General features: G+C 70.3%; 15 protein-coding genes and 3 pseudogenes. 10 read left to right on the top strand and 8 right to left on the bottom strand.

Going from position 1 to position 24578, the window contains the following annotated elements:
- Window positions 1-108 precede the first annotated feature (108 nt).
- Window positions 109-936 carry a M55 family metallopeptidase gene (locus tag RPX00_RS36370; protein WP_406632230.1) on the top strand — a complete coding sequence of 276 codons (828 nt, stop codon included), beginning with the start codon at window positions 109-111 and terminating at the stop codon, window positions 934-936.
- Window positions 929-2232: pseudogene (locus RPX00_RS36365) on the top strand (M20/M25/M40 family metallo-hydrolase). The gene RPX00_RS36370 and the pseudogene RPX00_RS36365 overlap by 8 nt, the downstream one beginning before the upstream one ends.
- Here RPX00_RS36365 and RPX00_RS36360 read toward each other — a convergent pair.
- Together RPX00_RS36360 and RPX00_RS36355 are read right to left on the bottom strand one after the other, a co-directional pair.
- A complete protein-coding gene (locus RPX00_RS36360; RefSeq protein ID WP_406632228.1) occupies window positions 2220-2858 on the bottom strand; it encodes a class I SAM-dependent methyltransferase in 639 nt (212 codons plus the stop codon). The pseudogene RPX00_RS36365 and the gene RPX00_RS36360 overlap by 13 nt on opposite strands.
- Window positions 2858-3433 carry a class I SAM-dependent methyltransferase gene (locus tag RPX00_RS36355; RefSeq protein ID WP_406632226.1) on the bottom strand — a complete coding sequence of 192 codons (576 nt, stop codon included), beginning with the start codon at window positions 3431-3433 and terminating at the stop codon, window positions 2858-2860. Before RPX00_RS36355 ends, RPX00_RS36360 begins: the two co-directional genes overlap by 1 nt.
- A gap of 376 nt (window positions 3434-3809) precedes the next feature.
- Here RPX00_RS36355 and RPX00_RS36350 point away from each other — a divergent pair.
- Window positions 3810-8116: pseudogene (locus RPX00_RS36350) on the top strand (GH92 family glycosyl hydrolase).
- Window positions 8117-8170: 54 nt separating this feature from the next.
- Here the strand turns inward: RPX00_RS36350 and RPX00_RS36345 are convergent.
- Window positions 8171-9547 carry an amino acid permease gene (locus RPX00_RS36345; RefSeq protein ID WP_406632224.1) on the bottom strand — a complete coding sequence of 459 codons (1377 nt, stop codon included), beginning with the start codon at window positions 9545-9547 and terminating at the stop codon, window positions 8171-8173.
- Window positions 9548-9801: 254 nt separating this feature from the next.
- Between RPX00_RS36345 and RPX00_RS36340 the strand changes: the two genes are divergently transcribed.
- The 3 genes and pseudogenes from RPX00_RS36340 to RPX00_RS36330 all read left to right on the top strand — a co-directional run bounded on the left by RPX00_RS36340 (window position 9802) and on the right by RPX00_RS36330 (window position 15432).
- A complete protein-coding gene (locus RPX00_RS36340; protein WP_406632222.1) occupies window positions 9802-10200 on the top strand; it encodes a GNAT family N-acetyltransferase in 399 nt (132 codons plus the stop codon).
- Window positions 10201-10238: 38 nt separating this feature from the next.
- A pseudogene (locus tag RPX00_RS36335) lies at window positions 10239-13348 on the top strand (GH92 family glycosyl hydrolase).
- On the top strand, window positions 13345-15432 hold the full coding sequence (locus RPX00_RS36330; RefSeq protein WP_406632220.1) for an FUSC family protein: 2088 nt from the start codon (window positions 13345-13347) through the stop codon (window positions 15430-15432). Before RPX00_RS36335 ends, RPX00_RS36330 begins: the two are co-directional and overlap by 4 nt.
- Here RPX00_RS36330 and RPX00_RS36325 read toward each other — a convergent pair.
- Entirely contained in the window at window positions 15374-16234 is an 861-nt protein-coding gene (locus tag RPX00_RS36325) for a helix-turn-helix domain-containing protein (protein ID WP_406632219.1), read from the bottom strand. The two genes, RPX00_RS36330 and RPX00_RS36325, sit on opposite strands and share 59 nt — an antisense overlap.
- Window positions 16235-16316: 82 nt before the next feature.
- Between RPX00_RS36325 and RPX00_RS36320 the strand changes: the two genes are divergently transcribed.
- Complete coding sequence (locus RPX00_RS36320; protein ID WP_406632217.1) at window positions 16317-17093, top strand: alpha/beta fold hydrolase; 777 nt, start codon at window positions 16317-16319, stop codon at window positions 17091-17093.
- Window position 17094: 1 nt separating this feature from the next.
- Here RPX00_RS36320 and RPX00_RS36315 read toward each other — a convergent pair whose 3' ends face one another.
- Window positions 17095-18045 carry an aldo/keto reductase gene (locus RPX00_RS36315; protein WP_406632215.1) on the bottom strand — a complete coding sequence of 317 codons (951 nt, stop codon included), beginning with the start codon at window positions 18043-18045 and terminating at the stop codon, window positions 17095-17097.
- Between the two features lie 128 nt (window positions 18046-18173).
- Here RPX00_RS36315 and RPX00_RS36310 point away from each other — a divergent pair, with 128 nt between their 5' ends.
- A complete protein-coding gene (locus RPX00_RS36310) occupies window positions 18174-19949 on the top strand; it encodes a protein kinase family protein (protein WP_406632213.1) in 1776 nt (591 codons plus the stop codon).
- 206 nt (window positions 19950-20155) lie between these two features.
- On the opposite strand, the gene RPX00_RS36305 is transcribed toward RPX00_RS36310, so the two are convergent.
- Window positions 20156-20542, bottom strand: coding sequence for a nuclear transport factor 2 family protein (locus RPX00_RS36305; protein ID WP_406632211.1), 387 nt, complete (start codon window positions 20540-20542; stop codon window positions 20156-20158).
- A gap of 102 nt (window positions 20543-20644) precedes the next feature.
- Here RPX00_RS36305 and RPX00_RS36300 point away from each other — a divergent pair, with 102 nt between their 5' ends.
- On the top strand, window positions 20645-21082 hold the full coding sequence (locus RPX00_RS36300; protein ID WP_406632209.1) for a MarR family winged helix-turn-helix transcriptional regulator: 438 nt from the start codon (window positions 20645-20647) through the stop codon (window positions 21080-21082).
- 37 nt (window positions 21083-21119) lie between these two features.
- On the opposite strand, the gene RPX00_RS36295 is transcribed toward RPX00_RS36300, so the two are convergent.
- Window positions 21120-21749 (bottom strand): DUF4360 domain-containing protein, encoded by a 630-nt coding sequence (locus tag RPX00_RS36295; protein ID WP_406632207.1) that lies wholly within the window; start codon window positions 21747-21749, stop codon window positions 21120-21122.
- Between the two features lie 629 nt (window positions 21750-22378).
- Here RPX00_RS36295 and RPX00_RS36290 point away from each other — a divergent pair.
- Window positions 22379-23368: a malate dehydrogenase gene (locus RPX00_RS36290; protein ID WP_406632205.1), complete on the top strand. Its 990-nt coding sequence runs from the start codon at window positions 22379-22381 to the stop codon at window positions 23366-23368.
- 140 nt (window positions 23369-23508) lie between these two features.
- Here the strand turns inward: RPX00_RS36290 and RPX00_RS36285 are convergent, their stop codons facing one another.
- Window positions 23509-24537, bottom strand: coding sequence for a Gfo/Idh/MocA family protein (locus tag RPX00_RS36285; RefSeq protein ID WP_406632203.1), 1029 nt, complete (start codon window positions 24535-24537; stop codon window positions 23509-23511).
- Between the last annotated feature and the right edge of the window lie 41 nt (window positions 24538-24578).

Raw genomic sequence — 24578 nt, 5'->3', positions numbered from 1 at the left:
CCCCAGAGACGAAAAGTAACCACATACGGCGGGAAGCGCGCAATATGTGACGGTGCCGCTGCGTGTCCGATCGTTATGGTCGCGGCGCGGATCACTAGAGTGCCGGGCATGCGGATCCTGATCTCGGCCGACATGGAAGGCGCCACGGGGGTCACCTGGACCGACGACGTCGTGCCGGGGAGCCCGCAGTGGCGGCGGTTCCGGGGCCTGTTCACCGGCGACGTCAACGCGGTGCTGGCCGGCCTGTACGCGGCGGGCGCGACCGACGTGCTCGTCAACGAGGCGCACTCGTCGCAGCGCAACCTGCTGCTGGAGGACCTCGACGAGCGCGCGCGGATGCTGACCGGGCGGCACAAGCCGCTGTCGATGATGCAGGGCATCGATTCCGGTGTGGACGGTGTGGTGTTCCTCGGCTACCACGCCGGGGCCGGGTTCGACGGCGTCCTGTCGCACACCTACCTGGAGAACCAGATCACCGGCGTGTGGCTGGACGACGTGCCGGCGAGCGAGGGCAGGCTGAACGCGGCGATGGCCGGCGAGTACGGCGTGCCGGTGCTGCTGGTCAGCGGCGACGACCAGACCTGCGAGGACGCGCGGGACTACGCGCCGGACGCGGAACTGGTGCAGGTCAAGGAATGCGTGAGCCGGTACGCGGCGATCTGCCTGCCGCCGGCGCGGACCGCGGGGCTGCTGGAGGCGGGCGCGCGGGAGGCGATGGCGCTGGCCGGGCGGACCGAGCGGACGCCGGGGCGGCACCGGATCGAGGTCGAGTTCGACGCGAGCCATCTGGCGCAGGCGACCGCGGTGATCCCGACGGTGGAGCAGATCGGGACGCGGCGGGTCGCGTTCGAGGCGCCGAGCATGACCGAGGCGATGAAGGCGTTCAAGGTGGTCACGGCCATCGCGGCAGGGGCGGTGCAGGGCATTTATGGCTGAGGTCGACGTGGTTTCGCTGTGTTCGGACCTGATCCGGTTCGACACCACCAACTACGGCGGCGGGGAGGCGGCGGGCGAACGGCTCGCGGCCGAGTACGTCGCCGGATTCCTTGACCGGCACGGGGTTCCGGCGCGGATTCTGGAGACCGGGCTCCAGCGGTCGAATGTCGTCGCGCGGATCCCGGGCACGGATCCGTCGCTGCCCGCGCTGCTCGTGCAGGGGCATCTGGACGTGGTGCCGGCGCGGGCGGACGACTGGTCGGTGCCGCCGTTCTCCGGCGAGGTGCGCGACGGGTTCGTGTGGGGCCGGGGCGCGGTCGACATGAAGGATTTCTGCGCGATGGTGCTGGCCGCGGTCGCGTCCGGGCTGCGGCCGCGGCGGGATCTCGTGCTGGCGTTCGTGGCCGACGAGGAGGACCGCGGCGACTACGGCGCGCACTGGCTGGTGAAGGAGCACGCGGACCTGTTCGAGGGCTGCGCGGCGGCGATCAGCGAATCCGGCGGGTACACCTATCACGTGCCCGCCGCCGACGGCCGGAAAGTGCGGCTGTACCCGGTGGCCACGGCCGAGCGCGGCACCGCCCACCTGCGGCTCACCGCGAGCGGCCGGGCCGGGCACGGGTCGCGGCCGAACTCGGAGAACGCGGTGGTGCGGCTGGTCGGGGCGTTGCAGCGGATCGCGGACCATCGCTGGCCGGTCTCCCTGACGCCGACCGTGCGGGCGTTCCTGGAGCGGACCGGCGCGGCGTTGGGTGTGCCGGTGGATCTTTCCTCGGGCGACGCGGTGGACGAAACGGTCGCGCGGCTGGGCACGGCCGGGTCGCTGGTGGTGCCGACGGTGCGCAACAGCACCACGCCGACGATGCTCGACGCCGGGTACAAGGTGAACGTGATCCCGTCGACCGCGACCTCGCAGGTCGACGTCCGGGTGCTGCCGGGGACCGAGGACGATCTGTTCGCGGTGCTGGATTCGTTGCTGGGCGAGGGTGTCACGCGGGAATTCGTGGCGCATCAGCCGCCGGTGCAGGCTCCGGTCGATTCGCCGTGGTTCGACGCGATGGCGCAGGCGTTGCGGGCGGAGGACCCGGAGGCGGTCGTGGTGCCGTACTGCATGGGCGGCGGGACGGACGCGAAGGCGTTCGCGCAGCTGGGGATGGCGTGCTACGGCTTCGCTCCCTGGCGCTGCCGGAGGGCTTCCCGTACCGGGCGATGGCGCACGGCGTGGACGAGCGGGTGCCAGTGGACGGGCTGCGGTTCGGGACCCGGGTGCTGACGCGGTTTCTTCAGGACTGCTGAGGTTCGCGCCGGACGGTCGCCAGCCAGGCCGGGAGCCCGTCCGGTGCGAACCGCGCGACGATCCGGCTGTCCCGCAGGGTTTCGATCTGCCAGCCGGTTTCGGGCCGCAGCGGTGCTTCGAGTTCGGCGCGGGTGACCGGGTGCGGGCCGGAGTTTCCGGTGGTGTCGCGGAAACACAGGACGTGCAGCCTCGCGCCCGGTTCGGTGACGGACGCGAGGCTGGCGACATAAGCGAGGCGTTCCTCGGCGTCGAAGGCGTGGAACAGGCCGACGTCGAGGACGGTGTCGAAGGTTCGGTCCAAAGCGGACAGCCGGAGCGCGTCGCCGACCGCGAACTCCGCCGCGATTCCCCGTTCCCGGGCTTTCTCGTTTGCTTGCGCCACGGCGGTTTCCGCGACGTCGATGCCCACAATGGACAGTCCGTGCGCCGCCAGGTGCAGTGCGTTCTCGCCGGTTCCGCATCCGGCGTCGAGAACGGTGCCGTGGAACGCGTCCTGGGCGGCGAGTTCGACGATCGCCGGTTGCGGGCGGCCGAGGTCCCACGGCGCCGGTCCGTCCTGATAGGACTCGTCCCACGGACGGCCGGCGCGGCGTTCGTGGCTGGTCGCGGGACGGTCCTCGGACATCAGCGGGTGAACTCCGCCCACCAGAGGCTGTCTCCGCGGACCCGTTCCAGGGAGGTCAGGGTGACGCCGTCGCGAGCGAAGGACTCGACCTCGGCTTTGCTGAGCGGCCACGGCGGGCCTTCCCAGCCGTCGAGGTCGATGCTTTCCTCGGCGACCGCGCCGACAACGAGGGTCCCGCCCGGGGCGACGAAGCCGGACACCGACGCGATCGCGGGGTCGTGGACGTCCTTGGGCATCGACTGGACGGTCATGATCTCCACGACCAGGTCGAAGGCGTAGTGGAATTCCGCGGGCGGGGCGAGCAGGTCCGCGGTGCGGTAGGAGACGACGGTGTCCGGGAAGCGGTTGAGCACGGCTTTGATCGCGCTGGGCGAGACGTCGAAGGCGGACGTCTCGTATCCGGCCGCGGCGAGGAGTTCGGCGTCGTCGGCCATGCCGCAGCCGACGACCAGCGCGCGGCGGCCGTTGCCGGGCCGCCCGGCGATCCACGCGACGAGTTCCGGGGAGGGTTCGCCGCGGTACCACGGCAGGACGGCCTCCCCGCTTCCGCCGCCGCGTAGAGGGGCTCGAACCACCCGGTGGGGTCACCGCTGGCAAGCGCGAGTCCGGCCCGGCGGCGGGCGTCCTCGTCGGGATCGATGGCGTCGTCTGGCATGGACTCCGTTATACCCGCCGGGCGTGCGCGGCGGTGCGCTCGACTGGCCGGGCGCTGCGGCAAGCGCCCCAATGTGGCATTGGGTGCGTGGGACGCACCCAATGTGGCGTTCGGTGCGTCAGATGCACCCAATGCCGCATTGGGGCGGCCCGGACCGGGGCGGCACCCGGTTGCCGTAGCGGGGTCCGCCGCGGGTTGTCCGTTTCCGGTCAGGTTTGCGGGGCGGTCTTGACATCGATGTCACCCGCGCGTTGAGCTTCCCGGGCCCCGATCCCCCTGACGAACTGGGAGCAACGATGCCCCGAAGCGCCAGACCGCTCCATGCCGTGCTCGCCGCGGCGGTGGCGGCGGCGGGCCTGGTCGTCCTGCCCGCCGCGGCCGGTGCCGCGCCGGGCGGGGCCGCCCCGCCGGATTTCGTTTCTTCGTTCGAGCCGAACGATCCGCAGCCGGTCCAGGACGCGGTCGACACCGATGCCGCGGGGAAGCCGCGGGCTTCGGGCGTCGACGGCGCGAACGGGACCGCGATCCCCGGCGACATCCGGGGCAAAGTCACCGACATCAGCGCGACCAGCGAGAACACCGGCGGCGGCGAGGTCGCGGCGAATCTGGTCGACGGCAGCACCGGCACGAAGTGGCTCTCGTGGGATCCGACGGCGTCGGTCACGTTCACGCTGTCCGAGCCCACGAAGATCACGCACTACGCGGTCTCCTCGGCGAACGACGCGCCCGGCCGCGATCCGCGGGACTGGACGCTGCGCGGTTCGGACGACGGCAAGACGTGGACTGATCTGGACAAGCAGTCGGGCCAGTCGTTCGGCAAGCGGTTCCAGCAGAACGACTACAAGCTCTCCGCGCCGACCGCCGCGTATCGGTACTACCAGCTGGATGTCACGCGCAACAACGGCGACGACATCATGCAGTTCTCGGAGCTGCTGCTGGCCAACGACGATCCGGCTCCGCCGCCGTTGCCGAACATGCGCAGCGTCGTGGATTCGGGTCCGAATCAGGGCTACACCAGCAAGAACCGGGTCGGGTTCACCGGGAAGAAGGCGTTCCGGTATTCCGGCAGCCAGCCCAAGGCCGGGCACGGTTATTCCTACAACAAGATCTACGACGTCGATCTGCCGGTGACCGGGACGACCGAGCTGTCGTACAAGGTGCAGCCGCAGTTCGCCGAGGGCGATCTGAAGTACCCGAGCACGAACGTCGCGGTCGACCTCGACTTCACCGACGGCACTCATCTGCGCGATCTGGGCGCGACGGACCAGTACGGGTTCCCGCTGACGCCGGAGGGGCAGGGCGCGAGCAAGGTCCTGTACGCGAACCAGTGGAATCTGGTGCGGTCGGCGATCGGGCGGGTCGCCGCGGGCAAGACGATCGACCGGATCGTGGTGGGCTACGACAATCCGAGCGGCCCGGCGCAGTTCGCGGGCTGGCTGGACGATCTGAAGATCTCCGCGACGCCGACGCCGCCGGCCAGCGCGCGGCCCAGCGACAACGTGCTCACCACGCGCGGCACGCTCGCGAACGGCACGTTCTCGCGGGGCAATAACTTCCCGGCGACCGCGGTGCCGCACGGGTTCAACTTCTGGACTCCGGTGACGGACGCGGGTTCGGCGAGCTGGCTGTACAACTACCATTCGCAGAACAACGCGGACAATCTGCCGCAGTTGCAGGCGTTCAGCGTGAGCCACGAGCCGAGCCCGTGGATGGGCGACCGGCAGAGCTTCCAGGTGATGCCGTCGGCGGCGAGCGGGGTGCCGGACGCGAACCGCGACAAGCGGGCGCTGCCGTTCACGCACGACAACGAGGTGGCGCGGGCGCATTACTACGGCGTCACGTTCCAGAACGGGATCAAGACCGAGATCGCGCCCGCGGACCACGCGGCGATGATGCGGTTCTCCTTCCCGGGCAACGATTCCAGCCTGATCTTCGACAACGTCAACAACTCCGGCGGGCTCACGCTCGACCCGGCGCACGGCACGTTGAGCGGGTACTCGGACGCGAAGAGCGGCCTGTCCGCGGGCGCCGGGCGGATGTTCGTCTATGCGACGTTCGACAAGCCCGTCACGACCGGCGGGAAGCTGACCGGGCAGAACCGGGACAACGTGACCGGGTATCTGCGGTTCGCGGCGGGCGCGGACAAGACCGTGACGATGCGGATCGCGACGTCGCTGATCAGCGTGGACCAGGCGAAGAAGAACCTGGAGCAGGAGATCGCCCCGAACGCCGGGTTCGACCAGGTGCGGGACGCGGCGCAGCAGGCGTGGGACAAGCAGCTCGGTGTGATCGAGGTGGAGGGCGCGTCGAAGGACCAGGTCGAGACGCTGTACTCCAATCTGTACCGGCTGTTCCTGTACCCGAACGAGGGCGCGGAGAACGTCGGGACGAAGGAGGTGCCGAAGTACCGGTACGCGAGCCCGGTCGCGCCGAAGGCGGGCCAGGACACTCCGACGCAGACGGGCGCGAAGCTCGTCGACGGCCAGATCTACGTCAACAACGGGTTCTGGGACACCTACCGGACGACGTGGCCGGCGTATTCGCTGCTCACGCCGGACATGGCGGGCAAGATGGTGGACGGTTTCGTGCAGCAGTACCGCGACGGCGGCTGGATCGCGCGCTGGTCCTCCCCGGTTACGCCGACCTGATGACCGGCACCAGCTCGGATGTCGCGTTCGCCGACGCCTACCAGAAGGGCGTGACGAACTTCGACGTCAAGGCGGCCTATGACGCGGCGCTGAAGAACGCGACGGTGACGCCGCCGAACTCGGCGGTCGGCCGGAAGGGTCTGGACCAGTCGATCTTCCTCGGGTACACGCCGAATTCGACCGGCGAGGGCTTCTCGTGGGCGATCGAGGGCTACGTCAACGACTTCGGCGTCGCGAACCTGTCGAAGAAGATGTACGACCAGGCCAAGGCGGACGATCCGCGCAAGGCGGAGTACCTGGAGAACTACCAGTACTTCACGAGCCGGGCGCAGCAGTACGTGAATCTCTTCGACCCGAGCACCGGGTTCTTCCAGGGCAAGGACGCGAGCGGGAAGTTCACGAAGGACAAGGCGTCCTACGATCCGCGCGAGTGGGGCGGGGACTACACCGAGACCGACGGCTGGAACATGGCCTTCACCGTGCCGCAGGACGGGCAGGGGCTGGCGAATCTCTACGGCGGCAAGGCCAAGCTGGGCGCGAAGCTCGACCAGTTCTTCGCCGATCAGGAGACCGCGAACTTCCCGGGCAGCTACGGCGGCGTGATCCACGAGATGCGGGAGGCGCGGGACGTGCGGATGGGCCAGTACGGCCACTCCAACCAGCCTTCGCACCACATCCTCTACATGTACGACTACGCGGGCCAGCCGGCGAAGACGCAGGCGAAGGTGCGCGAAGCGGTGTCGCGGCTGTACACCGGCAGTGAGCTGGGCCAGGGCTACGCGGGCGACGAGGACAACGGCGAGATGTCCGCGTGGTACGTGTTCAGCGCGCTGGGCTTCTATCCGCTGCAGATGGGCAGCCCGGATTACGCGATCGGGTCGCCGCTGTTCACGAAGGCGACCGTGCACCTGCCCGGCGGGGACCTGGTGGTCAACGCGCCGAAGAACTCGGCGAAGAACGTCTACGTGCAGGGCCTGAAGGTCAACGGGAAGACCTGGACGTCGACGTCGCTGCCGCACGACGTGCTGGCCCACGGCGCCACGCTCGACTTCGACATGGGCCCGAACCCGTCGGCGTGGGGCACCGGGCCGAACGACGCGCCGAAGTCGATCACCACCGGCGACGCGGTGCCGGCGCCGCTGCACGACGAGACCGGGCCGGGGCGGGGCACGTTGTCCACTTCGGACGGTTCGGACGCGTCGGCGTTGCTGGACAACACTTCGCGGACGCAGGCGAAGGTGACGGGCGCGGTGCAGTACCAGCTGAAGTCGACGGACGAGGCGGTCACGCACTACACGCTCACCTCCGGCACCGGCGCGGGCGACGCCAAGAGCTGGACGCTGAAGGGGTCGTATGACGGGAAGACCTGGACGGTCGCCGATCAGCAGACCGACCAGGCGTTCCCGTGGCGGCAGCAGACGCGGTCGTTCGCGGTGAAGAACCCGGCGCATTACGCGTACTACCGGCTGGAGGTCACCGCGACCACGGGCGGTCCGGCGACACTGGCGGAGTTCGAGCTGCTGGGCCGTCCGGACGCGTCGTGCGCGAAGACGGTGACCGGGGTGCAGAACGGTCCGCTGACCGTGTCGGGCGGCGTGGTGTGCCTGGACGGGGCGACGGTGTCGGGTCCGGTGAACGTGGCGCGCGGCGCTTCGCTGATCGTGCGCGGCGGGCAGATCACCGGCCCGGTCGCGGCGGCCGGGGCGGCGCAGGTGGTGCTGAACCGGACGAAGGTGTCCGGTCCGGTGTCGATCACCGGCAGCACCGGGCCGGTGTCGATCGAGCTGACCGACATCTCCGGCCCGGTCACCCTCGCCGGCAACCAGGGGCCGGTGATCGCGGGCAGCACCGTGGGCGGGCCGCTGGCCTGCGCGGGCAACTCCCCCGCGCCGACCGATCACAGCCTCGCCAACACCGTCCGCGGCCCGTCCGCCGGGCAGTGCGCGAAGCTCTGACCTGACTGTCCGTGAGGGGAACCCCCAGGGAATCTGATTCCCTGGGGGTTCCCCTCACGGACGTCGGTGGGCGCGTTGCCACCAGAGTCCGGCGACGAGGACGACGGCGATCAGCACGGCGGAGTTGACGAGCTGGGCGCGCGTGCCGGGGTCGCCGGTCATCACGACCAGGATCGCGACCATCGCGGCCAGCGTCGCCCAGGTGAGGTACGGGAATCCCCACATCCGCACGGTGAGGCTGTCCGGTGCGGTGCGTTCGAGCTGCCTGCGGACGCGCAGTTGGGTGCAGGCGACCAGGATCCACACGATCAGCAGCACCGATCCGACCGCGTTGAGCAGGTACTGGAAGACGGTGTCCGGCCAGAGCGCGTTGAGCGCCACGGCGACGAAGCCGAACAGCACCGAGGCCGCGACGGCGAGGTAGGGCACGCCGTTGCGGTCCACTTTGGTCAGTGCGCGGGGCGCGTGGCCGCGTCGCGCGAGCGAGTAGGCCATGCGGGCCGCGGCGTACATGTTGGTGTTCAGGGTGGACAGCAGGGCGAGCAGCACGACGACGTTCATGATCTGCCCGGTGGCCGGGATCCCGATGTGCACGAGGACCGCGGCGAACGGGCTTTCCCCGGCCTGGACGCTCGTCCACGGCAGGAGGGTGACCACGACCAGCATGGACCCGATGTAGAACACCGAAATCCGCACGACCGCCCGGCGGACGGCCTTGCCGACGGCGTGCGCGGGGTCGTCGGATTCGGCGGCCGCGATGGTCACGACTTCCAGGCCGCCGAAGGTGAACACGACCGCGAGCAGCCCGGCCCCGACGCCTTGCCAGCCGTTGGGCAGCAGTCCGCCGTTGCCGAGGAGGTTGGTCGTGCCGACGAAGGACGTGCCGGGCAGGACGCCGAAGAACGCGAGCACGCCGAGCACCAGGAACCCGACGATGGCGGCGACCTTGATCAGCGCCAGCCAGAACTCGAACTCGCCGAACCGGGACACCGCCGCGAAATTGACCGCGGTCAGCACGGCCATGAACGCCAGCACGAGGACCCAGCGCGGGATGCCGGGCAGCCAGCCGTTGACGATGATGGCGGCGGCGGTCGATTCGACGGCGAGCACGACGACCAGCGCCGCCCAGTAGAGCCAGCCGATGGCGAAGCCCGCCCACGGCCCGAACGCGCGCTCGGCGTGCACGGAGAAGGACCCGCTGGACGGGATCGCGGCGGCCATTTCCGCCATCATGCGCATGACCAGCATCGCGAGCGTGCCGGCGAGCACGAACGACAGCACGATGCCGGGCCCGGCGAGCTTGATCCCGACGCCGGAGCTGACGAACAGCCCCGAGCCGATCACCCCGCCCATCGCGAGCATGGCGAGGTGCCGCTGGCGCAGGCCCGCGGCCAGTCCCTCGGCAGCCGGTGCGGCGGCTTGTGAATTCATGGGGAGATCCCTAGCAGACGCCGCCCGGACGGCGGATCCGGGCACGGCCGCGAATGCCACGCGCCACACGGAACTCAAGCCGGCGCTGCGGGGTTCGCGGTCCGTGAAGGACTCCTTGAGGGAATCAGATTCCCTCAAGGAGTCCTTCACGGATGACCAGACGAGCCTCAACGGCACCCGTCGCGCCGCCTAGAGTTCCGGGCGTTGCCGTTATTGGGTGGCTCGCGCGTCGGGCGGCGTGGGAACGTCGGGCGATGAAGATCGACTACCGGTGGCGGGCGGAGCTGGCCGACGCGCAACTCGTCGCGCTCACCGAGGCGCACGGCGGGAATCCGGAACCGGGCTGGTGGGACCGGGCGAAGCGGCACAGTCTCGGCTGGGTCAGCGCGCACGACGGCGACGAGTTCGTCGGGTTCGCGAACCTCGCGTGGGACGGCGCGGACCACGCGTTCCTGCTGGACCCGAAGGTGCACGCGGGCTGGCAGCACCGCGGCATCGGCACCGAACTCGTCCGCCGCGCGCGCGACGCCGCCCGGGACGCGGGCTGTGAGTGGCTGCACGTGGACTTCGAACCGCATCTGAAGCCGTTCTACTTCGACGCCTGCGGGTTCGTCTCGACGGACGCGGGGCTGATCCGGCTCGCCGCGGGCTGATCCGGCACGGCCGGTGCGGGAGCGATTACCGTGGGGGCGTGACCACGGCTGCGTTCTTCTCCTCGTTCGAAGCGGGCGATCCGCAGCCGGTCGCTCCCGGGGCGCGGGTGGACAGCGGGCCGCGCCGGTCGCCGACCGCGAAGGCCGGTGTCGGGTTCACCGGGCGGAAAGCCCTTCGCTACCAAGCCGGTCCGACGGTCACGCTGTTCGAGGTGGACATTCCGGTCACCGGCCACAGTGCACTGTCGTATGTGGTCTTCCCGGCCTCGGACGGCCCGGTTTCGAGCTACCGCAGCACGTACGTGGCGCTCGACGTGGAGTTCGACGACGGCAGCCGCGCCGGGTTCTCCCCCGCCGCGCAGGGCGACGCGAAAACGCTCTACGTGGACCAGTGGAATCTGGTGCGGCGTCCGCTGGGCGCGTTCGCGGGGCGGCGGGTGCGGCGGATCCTGCTGGCGACCGACCTGACGGGCGACGCGACGGGCTGGCTGGACGACGTCCGGATCGCCGACCATCCGCCGGAGCGCAGGGACCCGGTCGACTGGGTCCGCACGACCCGCGACACGCATTCCAGCGGGGAGTTCTCGCGCGGCAACACCTTCCCGGCCGTCGCGGTGCCGCACGGGTTCAACTTCTGGACCCCGGTCACCGACGCGCGGGCGCTGAACTGGTTCTACTCCTACCACCGGCACAACGACGAGCGGAACGAACCGCGGCTGCAGGCGTTCGGGATCAGCCATCAGCCGAGCCCGTGGATGGGCGACCGGCACACCTTCCACCTGATGCCCGGGACCGGCGAGGTCGAGCCGGACCGCGTGCGGCGTTCGCTGGCGTTCAGCCACGACGACGAGACCGACCGGCCGCACCATTACCGCGTCCGGTTCCGCGGCGGAGTCACCGCCGAGGTCGCGCCGTCCGAGCACGCCGCGATGTTCCGGTTCGCGTTCCCGGCCGAAAGCGGCTGGGTGCTGTTCGACAACGCGCGCAACCGCGGCGGGCTGCGGATCGACGCGGAACGCGGGGTCGTCACCGGGCACACGTGGGTGCGGAGCGGGTTGTCGGCCGGTGCGCGGCGGATGTTCGTGTACGCCGAAGCGGACCAGCGGCCGTCCGGCGGCGGGCGGATCCGGCGGCCGTTCTGGCGGACGGTGACCGGGTGCCTGGAGTTCGCGTCGCCTGAGGTGACGGTGCGGATCGCGACGTCGCTGATCAGCCTCGCGCAGGCGAAACGGAACCTGGCGCTGGAGATCCCGGCGGGCACGACGTTCGACGAGGTCCGGGAGCGGGCCCGGGAACGCTGGCAGGAGGTGCTCGGGCGGGTCGAGCTGGAAGGCGCGTCCGAGGACGAGCTGACCACGTTCTACTCGAGCCTCTACCGGCTGTTCCTGTACCCGAACGTGGCGCACGAGAACACGCCGCGCGGCATCCGGCACGCGAGCCCGGTGGTGCGGAGTTTCCGGCCGAGCACCCGGCGGCGCACCGGCGCGAAGGTCGTGGACGGCGAACTGTACGTCAACAACGGCTTCTGGGACACCTACCGCACCGCCTGGCCCGCGTACGCGCTGCTCGCGCCGCGTCAGTGCGGCCGGATGATCGACGGTTTCGTGCAGCAGTACCGCGAAGGCGGCTGGATCGCCCGGTGGTCCTCCCCGGTTACGCCGACCTGATGACCGGCACCAGCTCCGATGTCGCGTTCGCGGACGCGTATCTGAAGGGCGTCACGAACTTCGACGTCGAAGCCGCCTACGACGCCGCGCTGAAGAACGCCACCGTCGCCCCGCCGCGCGCGGGTGTCGGCCGCAAGGGCCTCGACCGCTCCGCATTCCTCGGCTACACCCCGACCTCGACGCGCGGCGGCCTGTCCTGGGCGCTCGAAGGGTGCCTGAACGACTTCGCCCTCGCCAACCTGTCCGACGCGCTCGCCCGGGAAAGCAGCGGCGCGCGGGCCCGCCGGTTCGCCGACAACGCCGTCTACTTCCGCCAGCGCGCCCAGCATTACGTCCACCACTTCGACGCGCGGACCGGCTTCTTCCAGGGCCGCACCCTCGACGGCGGCTGGCGGCGCCCGGCCGCGGGGTTCGACCCGACGGCGTGGGGCCCGGATTTCGTCGAGACCAACGCCTGGAACACCGCGTTCTCCGTGCCGCACGACGGTCCCGGCCTCGCCGCGCTCCACGGCGGCCCGAAAGGTCTCGAGGCGAAGCTGGACGAGTTCTTCCAAACCCCGGAAACCGGCCACGGCGGCCGGATCCACGAGATGACCGAGGCCCGCGACGTGCGGATGGGCCAGTACGGGCATTCCAACCAGCCCTCGCACCACATCCCGTTCGTCTACGCGTTCGCCGGGGCGCAGGCGAAGCTGCAGCGGACCGTGCGCGAGGTGCTGCGCCGGCTGTACCTCGGCAGCGAGCTGGGCCAGGGCTACGCCGGGGACGAGGACAACGGCGAGATGTCGGCCTGGTATGTCTTCACCGCCCTCGGTCTCTACCCGCTGGCCGTCGGCAGCCCGCGGTACGCGGCGTGCGCGCCGCTGTTCCGCTCCGCCACCGTGCATCTCGACAACGGAAAGGACCTGGTGATCCGAGCACCCCGCGCCGCGACCGCCGACGACGAGGCCGACACCCCGTACGTGCACGGCCTGACCGTCGACGGCGAACCGCACCCGTCCGCCACCCTCGCGCACGCGGTCCTCGCCCGCGGCGCGGTGCTGGAGTTCGACGTCCGCAGTTCGCCGGGCAGCTGGGGCACCGAACCGGTCGCCCCGGTCGTCCCCGCGCCGCTCAGCGATCTCGACGGCACCGGGATCCCCGCGTTGTCGGACAACACCAGCCGCACCCAGGCCGTCTTCCGCACGCCGAGGCCGACCATCGCCTTCACCGCGGACGGCGAGCCGCGCGAGGTCGTCCTCTACACGCTCACTTCCGGTTCCAGCGCGGGCGATCCGCGCGACTGGGTCCTCGAAGGCTCCGACGACGGACAGCAGTGGCGGACGCTGGACGAACGCTCCGGCGAGGTGTTCCGCTGGCGGCGCCAGACGCGTCCGTTCGTGCTGTCCGATCCCGCCGCGTGCCGGCACTACCGGCTGCGGGTCCGCGCCTCGACCCGGCGGCGCGTCGCCCTCGCCCAGTGGGAGCTGCTCGCCCGATGATCACCGATCTGCGCAACGCCTTCCTCGACCGGCTGGCGGCCGCCGACCCCGGCCTCGTCCGGCTTCGGCTCGCCGCGTCGGCGGTGCTCGGCATCGTCATCGCGGTGCTCGCGCTGCTGCCGCTGCACTTCCCGCTCACCACCACGCTCGTCGCGGCCATCGCGGCGATGATGAGCGCGTTCACCGTCAACGACGCCACCGGCGGCGGCCAGGCCGTCACGCTGCTGCTCGCGCTCGTGGTCGGGGCCGCGTCGATCACCGCCGCCTGCATCGGCTCCGCGTACGCGCCGGCCGACAGCATCGTGTTCGTGCTGCTGATCTTCGTCGCGGTGTACGTGCAGCGGTTCGGCGCGCGCGGCATCGCGCTCGGGTCGATGGCGTTCTTCCTGTTCTTCTTCCCGATGTTCCTGCAGGCGCACCTCGCGCAGGTGCCGCACCTGCTGATCGCGCTGGCCGTCGGCGTCGCGGCGAACGCGGTCGTGCGGTTCCTTCTCTTGCGCCGCAACGCCGAAAGCGAGCTGATCCGCTACCGGCAGGCGTTCCGGGCGCGGCTCGGCGCGGCGGTGCGGGCGACCGAGGCCTACATCTCCTCCGGCGGTTCCGAGCGCAGCAAACGGCAGATCCGCACCTCGGTGGAACGGCTGCACGAGGTGGTCCTGCTGATCGAGGACCACGCCCCGGACGTGGTCGACGACCGCCGCGCCGACCAGTTGCGCCGCCGGGTGATCGAGGTCGAACTGGCCGTGCAGTGGCTGGTGATCACCGTGCGGCGGACGTGCTCGCAGCCGCTGCCCGAGGGGGTCGCCGACGATCTCGTGGCCCGGCTGTCCCGGTTCCGGTCGCTGATGGAACGCGATCCGCGCGACCTGCCGCTGATCAGCGAGACCGGCGAGTACAGCCGGATGCTGGTGGAAGGCAGCCGGATCGACGAACGCGCGCACCCCGGCGACGGTGTCCGCCGCGCGATCGCCGAACTCGCCGTCGCGGACGACCGGGCGCAGCGGATCGCCAGCCAGTCCACCGCGGACTTCCCGGCCGACGAGGACGACGAAGAAACCGAGCCCACCAAAGCGTTCGCCTACGACAACCAGACGCGCGGTGCGATCCAGGCCGTGCTCGGCGGCGGGCTCGCCGTGCTGGCCGGCCAGCTGATCTCGCCGCAGCGCTGGTACTGGGCGGTGCTGACGGTGTTCGTCGTGTTCATCGGCACCTCCAGCGCGGGCGCGCGGTTCGTGAAAGGCCTGCGCCGCACCGGCGGGACGCTGCTGGGCATCGTCGGCGGCGTCGCGCTGGCGCTGCTGGTCAGCGGCAACACCCCGGCGATCCTCGCGCTGCTGCTGGTCTGCGTCTTCGGCATGGTCTACACCGCGCGGGTGTCGCAGTTCCTGATGGCGTTCTTCATCACGAGCATGCTGGGCCTGCTCTACAGCCTGCTCGGCACGTTCAGCATCGAGGTGCTGTGGATCCGGGTCGCCGAGACCGCGGTCGGCGCCGCGTGCGGGCTGCTCGCCGCCGTGGTGGTGCTGCCGGTCCGCACACGCGCGGTGATGCTGGACGACATCGCGATCGCGCTCGACGAGCTGCACGAGTTCGTCGAATCCGCCGCGACGCTGCTGTCCGGCCGGGAGAACGTGAACATCATCGAGATGTCCCGCGACCTCGACCGGGCGGTCGAGCAGGTGCGGCTGACCATCGAACCGCTCACCCACCCGATCAACCTGCGCAGCGCCCGCCGCGACTACGGCTGGCACGTGCTGACCACGCTGGAGGGCATCGCCTTCCGCGCCCGGCACGTCGCCGCCCGCGCCCAGCCCGGCCAGCTCGCCGGCCCGGTGTCGGAACGGCTGGACCAGTTCGCCGGCCGGATCATCGCGAACGTCGACCTCGTCCACGAGGCGGTCAGCAACCCGGGCGGCGCGCGGCCGCGCAAACTCGTCCGCGACGACGGGACCCCGGTCGCCGACCGCATCGACGAGGCCGAGACCCGCGCCGTGCTGTCCAGCATGAGCCACCTCGACGAGGGCCTCATCGCACTGGGCCGCGTCCTGGGCGTCGGCGCGGAGGATCCTCCGCCGCACAGCTGAGGCTCGCCTGCCACGCTCCCGGGCGCATGCCGGTCGCCTTGCGGAAGAACACCGAGAAGTTCGACGCGTCGGGGAAACCGAGCGCCGCGGCGCAGGCGGCCGCAGTGAGCCGGTCGTGCGCGAGGAGCCGTTTGGCTTCCAGGACGATCCGGTCGACGAGGTAGGCCTTCGCGCTGCGGCCGGTGGCCCGCTGCACCGCCCGGGTGAGAGTGCGAGGCGCGTATCCCAGCGCCCGGGCATAATAGCCCGCGTCGTGATGGTCCCGGAAATGCGTTTCGACGCTGGACTGGAACAGCCGGAACACCGGATTGGCCGGCGACGCGTCGGCACGGCGGGGACGGAGCCGGGCGATCAGCGCGGAGAGCAGGATCTCGGGCAGCTCATCCGCGGGCCGAGCGGACGTTTCGAGGACGAGATGGTTGCGCGCGGCGTCGACGAACGGCCAGTCGGCGGCGGGAACGCTCCAGTGCGCGAGCGGGGACGCGACCAGCTCCCGGGTGGCGTCGGTGACCGGCGCGGTCGGCACGAACAGCACGACATGCCCGGCCACACCGGCGATGTCATCCCATCGGTGCACCGCTCCGGGAACGACCCACACCGCGGACCGCTCCCGGAGCGGGTGCCGGAGGAAGTCCACCGTGACGGATCCGCGCCCGGCGTCGACGATCGCGAGGACGTGGAAGTCGCCGCGCTGGGTCCCGCCGTCGTTCAGCTCGCGAAGGCGGTCGAACGTCATGGTTTCAACGGCCGCGCCGACGGGCTGGTAGGTCATCTGCCGGATCACGTGTCCAGTTTTCACCATGACGCGACCAGTCCTGCCGATGCCCCGGCACCGAGGAAGAGATTCGATGAACACAGACGAAAACCTGAGCGAAAGAGCCCCGATGACCACGACGCACCAGCCGCTGCTGCCCGTTTACGACTATCGCCCGGGGACCGGGCCGACCCTGGCGTTCCTGCACTACTGGGGCGGCTCCGCCCGCACCTGGGACCTCGTCGCCGACCGCCTCGCGGGACGCGCCCTGCTCACCGCCGACTTCCGCGGCTGGAGCCGCTCGCGCGCCCTCGCCGGCCCCTACACCCTCCGCCAGCTCGCCGCCGACACGCTCGCCGTCGTCGCCGACGCGGGCGTCGCCGACTACGTCCTCGTCGGGCATTCCATGGGCGGCAAGGTCGCGCAGCTCGTCGCGGCGACCCGGCCCGACGGCCTCCGCGGGATCGTCCTCGTCGGTTCCGCACCGGCGAAGCCCGCCGCGGCGGTCACGCCCGAGTACCGCGAAAGTCTTTCCCACGCCTACGACTCGGACGAATCCGTCGCGGGCGCGCGGGACCACATCCTCACCGCCACCGAACTGCCCGAACCTCTCCGCTCGCAGATCGAGACCGACTCGCGGGCCAGCACCGACGCCGCCCGCACGGAGTGGCCGCTGCGCGGCATCGCGGAGGACATCCGCGAGCACACCCGCCTGATCGACGTCCCCGCCCTCGTCGTCGCCGGAGAGAACGACCAGGTCGAGCCCGTCGACGTACTCGCCGACAACCTGATGCCTTACCTCGCCAAAGCCGACTTCGCGGTCATCCCGAACACCGGACATCTGATCCCGCTGGAAGCCCCGGCCGAACTCGCCGACGCGATCAGCGCCTTCGCGCCCGCCGCCTGACTTACGCGGAAGCGGCGTCCAGGATCCGCAGCTCGTCGTCGCTCAGCCGCACCTCCTGCATCGCGACCAGCGCGGGCACCTGCTCGACCGTCCGCGCGGACGCGATCGGCGCGACCACCGTCGGCTGCTGCGCGAGCCAGGCCAGCGCGACCGTCGCCATCTCCGCGCCGCGCGCCTTCGCGACCTCCTCCAGCGCCGCCAGCACCTTCACGCCGCGCTCGGTGTCCGCGTAGCCGCCCGCGAGACCGGGCAGGTTCCGGACGTTGTCCACCTGCTGGCCCGGCCGGTACTTGCCGGTCAGGAACCCGGACGCGAGACCGAAATACGGAACGCAGGCCAGCCCGTGCCGCTCCACGATCCCCCGCCGCTCGCTCTCGTACCCGTCCCGCGCGACGAGGTTGTACTGCGGCTGCAGCGCGACGTACTTCGCCAGCCCCTCGCGGTCGGAGAACTCCAGCGACGCGGCCAGCCGTTCCGGGCTGAGGTTCGACGCCCCGATCGCGCGGACCTTGCCTTCCTTCACCAGCTCGTCGAGCGCGCCGATGATGTCCCCGACCGGGACGGATTCGTCGTCGAAATGCGTGTAGTACAGATCGATCCGCTCGATCCCCAGCCGCCGCAGCGATTCCTCGGCCGCGGCCTTGATGTTCGCCGGAGCGAGCCCCTTGAACTCCGGGCTGTCCCCGACCTTCGTCGCGACGACCACGTCCGCCCGGTTCCCGCGCGCGGCGAGCCACTTGCCGATGATCTTCTCGGACTGCCCGGCCTCGTTGCCCGGAAAGTGGTACATGTACGAATCCGACGTGTCGAGGAAGTTGCCGCCCGCCTCGACGTAAGCGTCCAGCACCGCGAACGACGCCGGTTCGTCGGCGGTCCAGCCGAACACGTTCCCGCCGAGGCACAACGGGGACACGGCGACGTCGGATGAGCCAAGAGTGCGAAGTGCGACCATGATCGCATTCAATCACCGCCGGCCGGTGGAATGCCCGTGCTGACGGGAAACTCTGCCCGCTCGTCCCCCGCGGGCGCCGGAACTGGCAAGATCCTCCTCCTCGGAACAGCTCTCTGGGGAGGCAGCTGATGCGAAGACCGGCGCTCGACGATCCGCTCTGGCTCGGCCCGTACCGGGTGCTCGCGGAACTGGCCCGCGGCGACACCAGCCGGACGCTGCTCGGCAGCGGACCGGACAACCGCCTGGTCACCCTCCAGCTTTTCGCCGACCACAACGGATTCCGCGCCGAGGAAGCCGTCCTGCCCGGCGTGATCGCGGCTGATCCGCCCTGGCTGGCAACGGAATTCGTGCCCGGACCGTCCCTGCAGGACGTGCTCGACACCCTCGGCGCCCTGCCCGGACCGGCGGCCCCCCGGCTCGCCGCCGGAGTCGCCGCCGACCTCGCCCGGCTCCACCACGCCGGGCTGGCACACGGAAACCTCACCCCGTCCGCCATCCGGCTCACCACCGCCGGGGCAAGGCTGATCGCCCGCGCCGCCGGCCGCGAACCAGCCGACGACCTGCTCGCCCTCGGCTCGATCCTCGCCGCAAGCACCACGGACCCGCCCGAAGCAATCCGCCGCTGTCTCGCGGCCAACCCCACCGCCGCCGAACTCCTCGCGGCGCTCGGCCCGTCAACCGCCCCGTGGCCGCCCGCGATCGAACAACTCCTCGCGGCCTACACCGCCGAACTCGGCCAGTTCCTCGACGACCACCAACTACCGTCCGGCGACCCGGTCATCTACCAGATCGCCGACCCGCCACCGCCGCCGAAGCGAAGCACCGCCCCACGCCGGAGACTCCTGCTCGGCGCGCTCGCCCTGGTCATCGCCGGGCTCGCGGCCTGGATCGCGTGGCCGCCGGAGCCACCCGCCGCGCTGCCGCCCGCACCGCAGCCACCGCTCGTCGAATCCGGCTTCCTCACCGGCCGGGGACACCCGCAGGCCGTCAAGTTCAGCCCCGACAGCAAGCTGCTGGCCGCCGCAGGCACCGACACCACCATCGACATCCTCGACGTCGCGACCCGCAAGCCGGTCGGCGAGCGCATCGGCCCCATTCCCGGATCCGGGCTCACCGGCATGGCTTTCCACGGCACCACCCTCGTCACCTCGCGCCTGAACGGCGACAGCCAGCTCACCGTCCAAAGCTGGGACGCGCCAACCGGCCGCGAGACCGGCGAACCGCTCGTCATCGACCACATCGACCGCGACGGCGCCTGGCCCACCCTCAGCGCCGACGGCACCATGCTGACGGTCCCGATGCCCTCTCCGCGCAGACTCGAACTGTGGCGCATCGCCGACCACACCCGCGTCGGCCGCATCGAAACCCCGGGCCTCTTCCGGTACGCGGAGTTCAGCCCGGACGGACGCACCCTCGCCCTCTACCAATGGGACGGCCGCTCCAGCCGCCCCAGCCAGCTCGAACTGCGCGACGCGACCTCGCTGAAGCCCATCGGCAAGCCCATCACCTGGGTCGATCGCGACCGCCTCACCTCCTTCGCCTTCACCCCCGACGGCCGCACCCTGATCACCACCAGCGGCGGCGAGAACCACACGGCGCCGACGGTCCGGCAATGGGACACCGCCACCCAGGAAGAAATCCGCCTCTCCTTCGCACTGGCCCCACCGCCCGGCGACGCACCAGCCGACCACCTCCGCTTCACCGTGGCCGCCCCCGGCCTGGACGACCAGCACCTCCTGGCGTTCACCGCGGGCACCCTCACCGTCCACGCCCTCGACGGCAAACAGGACGGCCCCGGCCTGCCCGGCATCTCGTCGTTCACGATCAGCCCGGACCGGAAAACGGTCGCCACCACGTCCGATGCGACGGTGGATCACACCGTGCACCTGTGGCACGCCCCCTGACCGCACCGGCGGGTTGGCTGCCCCAGTGCCGCCTTCGATGCGCGGACATGCGATCGGAGAGGTCCTCAGCACCGGCTCTCGGCCGCTGCGACGCCCGCCAGGCCACCCGCTCCCACCAAGGTCCGTGAAGGACTCCTTGGGGGAATCTGATTCCCCCAAGGAGTCCTTCACGGACATCCAGATTGGGGCGCGTCGGGCCCGGCGGGTCAGCGGGCGAACGACGGCGGCGCGCCCATCGGGCTGAGGTGCATCCCCGCGATCCGCCAGCCGTCGTCGCCGCGGACGAGGACGTGCGTCGCCCGGAACGTGCCGTCCACCCGGTTGCCCTGGTGGGTCGCCTCCTGGTCGTGCACGCCGATCGCGATCGCGGTGTCGCCGTGCACCCGCACGTCGACGTCGCGCCAGTCCAGCCGGAGCGTCTCCAGCGCGCCGGAACGGTAGCGGCCCAGCCACTGCTCCCGGTCGAGCACGAAGCCGAGCGGCCCGACGAGCCGGAATCCCTCGGCGACCATGGCGCCCAAGGTGTCCGTATCGCCCGCGACCTCGGCGGCGGCCCAGCGTTTGCCCAGTTCAGCGATCTCCGCGGCGTCCATGGTTCCCTCCAGTGCCGGTCAGTACGACACCACAAACGTTAGATATCTAATCGTTCGATGTCAAAGGCTTAGAGTTCGACCCGCCTGCGGTACCGTCTTCCCGTGCCCCGACCCGCCACCCCGCCGCTCGGCGTTCTCCTCGCCCGCACCGCCAAAGCCGCGGGCCAGGCGTTCGACCGCGCGCTCGCCGAGGTCGGCGGATCGCAGCCGGTCTGGCAGATCCTCATCGCGCTCAAAACCCGCGAACACGCGAGCCAGCGCGAACTCGCCGACGCCGTCGGCATCCAGGGCGCGACGCTCACCCACCACCTCAACGGCATGGAAACCGCGGGCCTGCTCACCCGCAGCCGCGACCCGGAAAACCGGCGCGTGCACCAGGTCGAGCTGACCGAATACGGCGAACGGACCTTCCATCGCCTCGCCGACGCCGCCATCGCGCACGACAAACGCATCCGCGGCGGTTTCACCGACGACGAGATCGCCACCCTCGCCGCCCTGCTGACCCGCCTCGCGGACAACGTGACGCAAACAGACCCGTGAGCACCCCGAAGGGCACTCACGGGTCCGGATACCGCGGTTACGGGCAGGTCTTCCAGGCGAAGTGGTAAACCGTCGTGACACTGCCGTCGGTCGAGTCCATCGTCACGAAACTCGTCGTCTTCTTCGGATCGGACGTGCCGGCATACGCCCGCAATTCCGTGTTGATCTGCAGGTTGCGTTCCTGCCCGCACGGCTCGTAAATGATCGCGTCGATGTCCGTCTGGTCAGAGAACTGCCAGTCACCGTCGAAGAAACCATTGATCTTATGGCTCTCGTACTGCGTCGGCGAATTCCCCTGGAAATAGTAATTCGCCCGCTCGACGCCATACGCGCCGTTTTCCAGATGCGCGAATCCGCGGTAGTCCGCCGCGGCGATCCCGTAGGTGAAGCCCTGCGGCACGTGGACGCGGAGGCCGATCTGGCAGTTCTTGCGGAAGTCCGTCGGCTGCGCGCCGACGCCGACCTGCGCGGTGTATTGGCTGTAGGTGACCGTGAACGCGGTATTGTCGGTGGAAACCGAAACCGCGGCCGTGTCCGGCGGGCAACCGGTGCCGTTCACCGTGGCGACATCGATGATAATTTTGTCCGGCGGCGGGTTTTGCGGCCAGGAATGCGGTGTGACCGTAGAAGAAAGCGCCAGAAGCGCAGCGGCCATCGTGGTAAGCATGGGTTTCCTTCCCATTACTTCCGATGTGGGCGGGGGTTTCGACAGGGTAGCGCAGGAACTGACCGGTCAGGCCCACTGAATGGAGCAACGTCGTTGCTTAGCTGCACACAGCAACGTTTTAACAAGCCGTTGACAAAAGCGCTTTTGGACAATTGACGAATCAACAAAAATGGTCCAGAAATCTACCAAGCCGAACCACGCCGCCGCACTGGTCCGGGCCGACCGGCGAAAACACCCCCGAAAACCAGGGCAATTGGGGCAGTTCGCACGCCCTGGCGGCCCCCGCCCCGGCCCGCGCTTTCCGCCGCAAACGGCGAGCAGCCGGCACTCCCCGAACCAGTCACCCCGCCGATACGACTTTAGTCGGGTCCGCTTCCCCCGGCCCGCAACTCTATTGTGATGTGGAACCACGCAGATCTCCGCGCGGATTGCCGCCGAACACGCCGACATCCGCCACCGGCGAACCGAGCCGCAATTCCCGCGATATCCCGCGGCCTCCCGGCCAGGCCGCCCGCGAACCCCCGGGAACGTGATCCTGGCAACCGTGACTGGACGCACCCGGACGGCGCCCGCCGGTAGGGCTAGCATCCTCGGTACTAGCCAAAGTCGTCTCAAGCTGGAGAAGCGCAATGACCCAAGCCCCTGTCAACGTCACCGTCACCGGTGCGGCCGGCCAGATCGGCTACGCGCTGCTGTTCCGCATCGCGTCCGGTCAGCTGCTCGGCGCCGACACCCCGGTGAAGCTGCGGCTCCTGGAGATCCCCCAGGCGGTCAAGGCGGCTGAGGGCACCGCGATGGAACTGGACGACGGCGCGTTCCCGCTGCTGGCGGGCATCGACATCTTCGACGACCCGAAGCAGGCCTTCTCCGGCGCGAACATCGGCCTGCTGGTCGGCGCCCGCCCGCGCAGCAAGGGCATGGAGCGCGGCGACCTGCTCGAGGCCAACGGCGGCATCTTCAAGCCGCAGGGCGAGGCGATCAACGCCGGCGCGGCCGACGACATCCGCGTGCTGGTGGTCGGCAACCCGGCCAACACCAACGCGCTGATCGCCCAGTCGCACGCCCCCGACGTGCCCGCCGAGCGCTTCACCGCGATGACCCGCCTCGACCACAACCGCGCGCTGGCCCAGCTGGCCAAGAAGCTCGGCGTGGCCGTGACCGACCTCAAGAAGGTCGCGATCTGGGGCAACCACTCCGCCACGCAGTACCCGTCGGTGCAGCACGCCGAGGTCAACGGCAAGAACGTCGCCGAGACCATCAACGACCAGGCCTGGCTCGCCGACACCTTCATCCCGACCGTCGCCAAGCGCGGCGCCGCGATCATCGAGGCCCGCGGCCTCTCCTCGGCCGCGTCCGCCGCGTCGGCCGCCATCGACCACGTCTACACCTGGGTCAACGGCACCCCCGAAGGCGACTGGACCTCGGCCGGCGTCGTCTCCGACGGCTCCTACGGCGTCCCGGAGGGCCTCATCTCGTCCTTCCCGGTCACCGCGAAGGACGGCAAGTACGAGATCGTGCAGGGCCTGGAGATCGACGAGTTCTCCCGCCCGCGCATCGACGCCTCCGTGGCCGAACTGGCCGAGGAGCGCGACGCGGTCCGCAAGCTGGGCCTGATCTGAGATTCGCCCTGAATGATGGCCGCCCCGGATCCGGGGCGGCCATCATTGCTTTCGCGTCTGTGCTGTTGTTTTAAAAGTGGCTAGGTTGGCTTTGGTCTCGCAAAGTCGGGTTTTTCTTCGCTCGCCAGCCGTATAGGTCGTTATACAGTTGAGATGAGTTGGTGGAGGTCGCAGGCGGTGCGGAAGTCGGGCACGGTGTGGGTGTTTTCTCGCAGGTCCGCTGCCAGTCGTTCGTAAACCCGGGCCACATTCGCTGCTTGAACGGGCAGTTCGCTCACCCCGTCCACTGGCAGTCCGCAGAGAGCGAACCGGCCGATCTGCAGCTGCGCGGCCCACGGATCGGCTTCCGGCACGGACGTCAGCGTGAGATTCCCTTCGGTGCCCGCGATCTCGATCCGCGTCCGGGGCTCGGCCGCTTCCCCGTCGTGCAGGTGGACGGACACGACAGCGCCGCCGTCGAGTTCGGCGTGGGCCAGAAAATGGTCGGGAGCCGTGACCACGATCCGCTCCCCCGTCTCGGCGACGCGGTGCGAGCGGTTCCGGATCGCCGTCCGGGCGGTCAGCTCGCGGATCGGCCCGAGCAGGTACTGCACCAGGTCGAGCGCGTGCCCGCCGAGGACTTCGACCAAGCCCGCTCCGGCACTGCGGTCGTACGTGTACGCGGTCCAGCCTGGGACGTCCCGAGTGTTCCCCTTGCTGCGGGAGCTATAGACAGTCGCGGACTGCACAGTCCCGATCTGGCCCTCGGCGAGCAGCTCCCGGGCCCGGACGACAGCCGGGTTGAACCGCGCCTGCAGCCCGGCCCGCTCCCCCGCCGCAGCCAGCGCGGCCGCCTCCTCGGCAGTTGTCGTCAACGGCCATTCGCAGTAGACGTGCTTGCCCGCTTCGAGCGCAGCGGTGACCAGCTCGACGTGCGCAGGCACCTTCACCGTGACCACCACGAGGTCAACGTCTGGGTGCTCCGCAAGACTTCGCGCGTCAGTAAACGCGTGCCGTGCGCCGAAGCGGACGCGCGCCTCCTCCGCACTGCTGGCGCGGGTCGTCGCGACCGCCGCCAGCGAGAACTCGGGCGACGCGGCGATCGCGGGAATGTGCGCCCGCGCGGCCCATCCCCGCTCCGGGTTCGCGCCGAGGATTCCGACGCCGATCGGCTTGGCCAAGTCCCCCACCTCCGACTAAGCGGGTCAATGTGTTCCGGTTCCGTCAAGCT

Source organism: Amycolatopsis sp. WGS_07 (assembly GCF_045278895.1).
GTDB lineage: Bacteria > Actinomycetota > Actinomycetes > Mycobacteriales > Pseudonocardiaceae > Amycolatopsis.
Note: the sequence above shows the minus strand (reverse complement) of the source record. Positions and strands in the feature narration are given on the sequence as shown.